Origin of the sequence: Microbacterium sp. BF1 (assembly GCF_019279095.1) — a bacterium.
Lineage (GTDB): Bacteria > Actinomycetota > Actinomycetes > Actinomycetales > Microbacteriaceae > Microbacterium > Microbacterium maritypicum.
In genome coordinates, this window is the sequence record NZ_JAGYWT010000278.1 from 1 (window position 1) to 3,215 (window position 3,215).

Annotated in this window: 5 protein-coding genes and 1 pseudogene; all 6 read right to left on the reverse strand. The window is 65.1% G+C overall.

The window, feature by feature from the left end:
* Window positions 1–143 precede the first annotated feature (143 nt).
* Complete coding sequence (locus tag KZA10_RS10390) at window positions 144–935, reverse strand: ParA family protein (RefSeq protein WP_181800787.1); 792 nt, start codon at window positions 933–935, stop codon at window positions 144–146.
* Window positions 932–1,267: a hypothetical protein gene (locus tag KZA10_RS10395; protein WP_218682830.1), complete on the reverse strand. Its 336-nt coding sequence runs from the start codon at window positions 1,265–1,267 to the stop codon at window positions 932–934. Before KZA10_RS10395 ends, KZA10_RS10390 begins: the two co-directional genes overlap by 4 nt.
* Window positions 1,268–1,293: 26 nt before the next feature.
* Window positions 1,294–1,740, reverse strand: a complete 447-nt coding sequence (locus tag KZA10_RS10400; protein ID WP_218682831.1) for a single-stranded DNA-binding protein — start codon at window positions 1,738–1,740, stop codon at window positions 1,294–1,296.
* Between the two features lie 102 nt (window positions 1,741–1,842).
* Window positions 1,843–2,082: a hypothetical protein gene (locus tag KZA10_RS10405; protein ID WP_218682832.1), complete on the reverse strand. Its 240-nt coding sequence runs from the start codon at window positions 2,080–2,082 to the stop codon at window positions 1,843–1,845.
* Between the two features lie 3 nt (window positions 2,083–2,085).
* Window positions 2,086–2,331: a glutaredoxin family protein gene (locus KZA10_RS10410; RefSeq protein WP_218682833.1), complete on the reverse strand. Its 246-nt coding sequence runs from the start codon at window positions 2,329–2,331 to the stop codon at window positions 2,086–2,088.
* Between the two features lie 421 nt (window positions 2,332–2,752).
* Window positions 2,753–3,215, reverse strand: a pseudogene (locus KZA10_RS10415) (hypothetical protein); the annotation flags it as partial.

Below are 3,215 nucleotides of genomic sequence, written 5' to 3' on the forward strand. Positions count from 1 at the left end.
GGCCGGCTCTGCCGGCGTCTCCTCGGCGGGCGCGTCGACGGGTTCATAGAATTCGTGCGCGAGCGCGGCCGCGTTGCGGTCGCGGAGGCTTCGACGTGCCATGGCTGTCTCCTTGGTCTGGTTGGTCAGTGCTGTTTTGTTTGTCAGGCGGTGACGGGCACGGGTGGTGCGGTCTTTCGCGCGGGAACGGGAGTCCCGATGATCGGTGCGAGCGCCTGGGCGTAGTCCTCAGCGATCGCAGAGCCCGGCGCGTAGACGCTGACGGGCTTGCCGTCGGTGTAGGCGTCTTTGGCGGCTACTGCCTCGCGGACGGGGCTGGTGACGCGGCCGGGGAACTGCTCGGTAAGCACTTCGACGACCTCTCGATCGATCAGCCGTCCGTGGCGGTACTTGGTGGGGACGATCCAGTGGATGCGCTGCCCGACGTGCAGCCGGGGTGCGACGCGCTGCGCCACGAATTCATTGAGCTTGCCGAGCTGGTCATACGCTTCGGTCGCGCATTCGACGGGTGCGATCACGACGTCTGCAGCTGCAAGGGCAGAGAGGGTGAGGAGGCCCAATGCCGGCGGGGTGTCGATTACGACGTCATCCCAGTGGTCGGCGAGCTCCGGCATGTCGCGCAGCGAGGTGATGATCTCGGGCCGCTGGTCCAGAGAGGCGAGGTCCTGGCTTCCGACGAGAATGCTCACACCCGGCACGCTCGGCGACGGCACGGCCGCCTCGAGCGCGGATGCTTCCCCGACCAGCACGTCAGCTGCGACCGCCGACAACTCCGTGTCTTCGGTCACGCCGAGGCGCTTGGTGAGGTTGCCCTGCTGGTCGAGGTCGATTGCCAGCACGCGCCGCCCCATGGCGACGAGTGCCGCCGCGAGGTCTGCGGATGTGGTGGTCTTACCCGATCCTCCCTTGAGGATCGCGAGCGTGTAGACGGTCACTTGGAGTCTCCCTGAGGGTCGAGCTGGTCGATGCCGCGCTGCACGGTCTCGATCAGCGCCGTGTTGACGGACACCTTCTTGCGGTCGGCGTAGTCCATGATCCGATCGCGGGTGTCTTCGTGGCCTGCCCACTGGATGAGGTTCGCGCGGGGTGCGGAGCGTTCGGGACGGGCATCTTCTTCCGCCTTAGCGTCGCGCAGCTCCTTGATCAGTTCCCGCAGCCTGTAGATACCAATGATGATCACGGTCACCAGCCCGCAGAGCACGAGCCAGCCGACGACGATCAGCACCCAGGCCCAGGTGCCCCAAGCCAGGAATCCTTGAACAATCATGTTTTCTCCTTCGTCTCAGGCGGGGTTCAGAACGGGGCGTCGCTGTTGGGGATGTCGGCGACTTCCCATGAGCCGGCCTGGTCGCTCTGATTGCCCTGCTCCCCCGCTGCGGTCTTGCGCTCGGCCTTCTTCGCGGTGACCGTGTGGTACTTGAGGCTGAATCCCACCTCAACGGCGGTGACCTGCTGCGCGGTGCGCTCCTGCTCGGTGTCCTTATCGGTCCACCGGTTGGTTTCGATGCGTCCCTCGATCGTCAGTCGATCTCCCTTGTGGGACGAGGCCGCGACGTTCTCGGCCTGCTCACCCCAGGCTTCGACGCGGAACGCGTTGGGCTCGGCGTCTTCGAATCCTCCGTCGGGCGTGCGGCGCTGTCGGTTCTCGATGATGGTGAAGTGGACCACGGGGCGGCCGTTCTGCGTGTAGCGCAGCTCGGGATCCGCGGTGAGGTTGCCGGCGAAGGTGATGGTCGACATGGGTTCTGCTCCTTGTGGTTGGTGGTGTTGGTCTGCCGTGTTGTTACTGTCAGTCTAGCCTAGTTGGTCAATGTGGTCTAGTTCATATGGCGTGTTTTCTGGTCACTCTGGTGCGTCATCGGTCGGCACGTCGAGCTGAGCCCGCTTGCGCGCAAACTCTGCGAGCTGCTCGGGGGAGTAGTTGGCCTTCATGTACCAGTGATTCGCCTGCCACTGCCAAAGGTCGACGTCTCGCTGCAGCTGCGCGTTCTCGCTGGTGAGCCGGATGATCTCTTGCCGCATCCAGTTGAAGGACTCCCACGACACCGGGCCGCGCTCGTCTCTCTGCTCCTCTTCGCTCATCGGTCATCCCATGTGTGCGGCGATACGTTCGATGTGATCGGTGCGCAGATCGCACCAGTGATCCTGCTCGTCGACGACGACGACCGGAGCCGTGCTGTATCCCAGGTCCTCGGTGACGTAGGTGTACGCCTCGACGTTCTCGCGAATGTTGACCTCAACGAACGGGATGCCCTTGCCCTTCAGCATGAGCTTGGTCATCGTGCACTTCCCGCAGCTCGGACCCGTTGTGTAGACCGTTACAGCTTCCATGTCCGTCGTCCTTTCTCGATCAATTCGCTGGCTCGTTCCTGATAAGCGGAGCAGTGCCGCAGCAGCAGGGCCGGAACACAACCGCAGGCGGTGGGGGAGAGAATTTCGTCGCGATGTGAGGGAGCGTAGCGACCGCGTGGCGAAATCTCGGAGGAGCGGGCCCCGGAGGGGCTTGTGTGTAGGACCGCGGCGGCAATGATGGAGCGGCAGGAACGATGCCCGAAGCTCTTGCCCGTGAGGGCCACTCCTGGCCGCGTAGCGGCTCTGGCGGGGGAGTGTGAGGGGGTTGCTCCCCTCGCGCCCCGATAGGGGCACGACGGGCCTGTGCGGCTGTAGAATCCTGGTGTGCTTCCGGTGTGGTAACCGGTCGCCGTGTTGATGTCAGGCCCGGCTTCCCCATTGGGAACCGGGCCTGACTGCGTCAGGCGGCGGGCTGGTGATCCTGGATCTCGGCGTACGGTGCGCGGTCGGTCCAGCTGTAGGGCGTCTCGACGCTGACCGTCTTGGCGTTGACGCGGGCGACCTTGGCCCAGTGGCCGCGGATCTTCACGGCGTCACCTTTGGCGATCGTGTCGCGGCTGTAGCCGGTGGCCTTGCCGGTGGCGATCTGGTCGGCGCGTACCTGCTCCCAGTAGGCGAGCTGGTCGCGCAGCTCGTCGAGCTTCGGAGCGTAGTGCTCTGCCCTCTTGGTCTTCTGCTCGTCGGTCGCGGGGCGGTAGCCCGTCTCCGCGTCGTACACGTCAGCGATGATCTGGCGCTCGTAGCGGCGGATATCAGCGCCGATCTTCTCGATGCGGTTGGCCACGGTCACCGGGTTGTAGCGGGCATCCGTCGTTGTGGCCGCTGCGTCGGCGCGGCGGCCGGCTTCCTCGGCGTCGTTGTGG

Bases quoted from the DNA above. Each gene is read 5' to 3' on its own strand.
- KZA10_RS10405 (WP_218682832.1), bottom strand. From the start codon at position 2,082: ATGAGCGAAGAGGAGCAGAGAGACGAGCGCGGCCCGGTGTCGTGGGAG.
- KZA10_RS10400 (WP_218682831.1), bottom strand. From the start codon at position 1,740: ATGTCGACCATCACCTTCGCCGGCAACCTCACCGCGGATCCCGAGCTG.
- KZA10_RS10395 (WP_218682830.1), bottom strand. From the start codon at position 1,267: ATGATTGTTCAAGGATTCCTGGCTTGGGGCACCTGGGCCTGGGTGCTG.
- KZA10_RS10410 (WP_218682833.1), bottom strand. From the start codon at position 2,331: ATGGAAGCTGTAACGGTCTACACAACGGGTCCGAGCTGCGGGAAGTGC.